1 protein-coding gene is annotated in these 907 nt (G+C 30.4%); it reads right to left on the bottom strand.

Annotated elements, in window-relative coordinates; translation table 11 throughout:
- The coding region (locus tag Q5O29_RS09660; RefSeq protein WP_302632078.1) for a sulfatase-like hydrolase/transferase at window positions 1-907 on the bottom strand (907 nt) is incomplete at both ends.

Raw genomic sequence — 907 nt, 5'->3', positions numbered from 1 at the left:
TTTACTTAAAGTAAAGTTGGTAATAGTAACTTGATCTACCCTTATAGAATCTGAATCACTTAGCTTTGTATCATCAAGCATTAGATAATTTGGAGATATAAAGGTAGTTGATTTTTCATGACCATTTATAGCAATTCTACTGAATGTAGTAAAGTTTTCTCCTTCTACAAATACTTGACCATCTTGTTCATACACATTAGATATTGTTATTGGGGCAACTCCCATTTGTAATTTAGTTCTTTCAAATGGATTAATTCCACCATAGATATATTGATTACCATAAAGCATATCATATTGAAGAAGCTTTAAGTTACGTTGATAATCTTCATCTTCTGAATGATTTTGATGGAAGTTTATTAAAGTTCCAGCAGTTAGATGAAGTCTATCAAGAGTGTATGAAGTTAATTGATAAGCATATAAGTTCTTATCTTCCTTAGGTAAGTTAAAATTAGACCACATTACATAAGGAGTTTCAAAGTTATTATTATAAGTAAGGTCCTCATTTTCAATACCTAAGCTTGGTAAGTGATCACCATACATAACTAACACTATATCTTCATCATAGTTAGATAATGATTGGATTAATTCACCAATAAAGTTATCCATTTCATGAATTTCATTAGTATAATATTCATATGCATAACGAGTTCCTTCGTCTTCAATGCCACCAACAGTTATTGCTGGGTTTTCAAGAACTTTATGTTCAGGATAATCACCGTGACCTTGAACAGAAATAGTATAAACATAATCTTGTTGATCCACAGTAGAATCTAGTGCTTTGATTATTTCTTCAGTAAGGACTCTATCTTTTGCCCAGCCTAAAGGTGTATATTCAAGGTTGTTCATATATTCAATAGATGTAAAGGTATCGAAACCTAATCTTGAAAATACTCTATGTCTTGTATAA

It is taken from the genome of Clostridium sp. CAG:265, assembly GCF_000436575.1.
GTDB classification, from domain to species: Bacteria; Bacillota; Clostridia; order Clostridiales; family Clostridiaceae; genus Clostridium; species Clostridium lentum.
The sequence above is the reverse complement of the archived record's forward strand: the minus strand, read 5'-3'. Positions and strand labels throughout refer to the sequence as shown.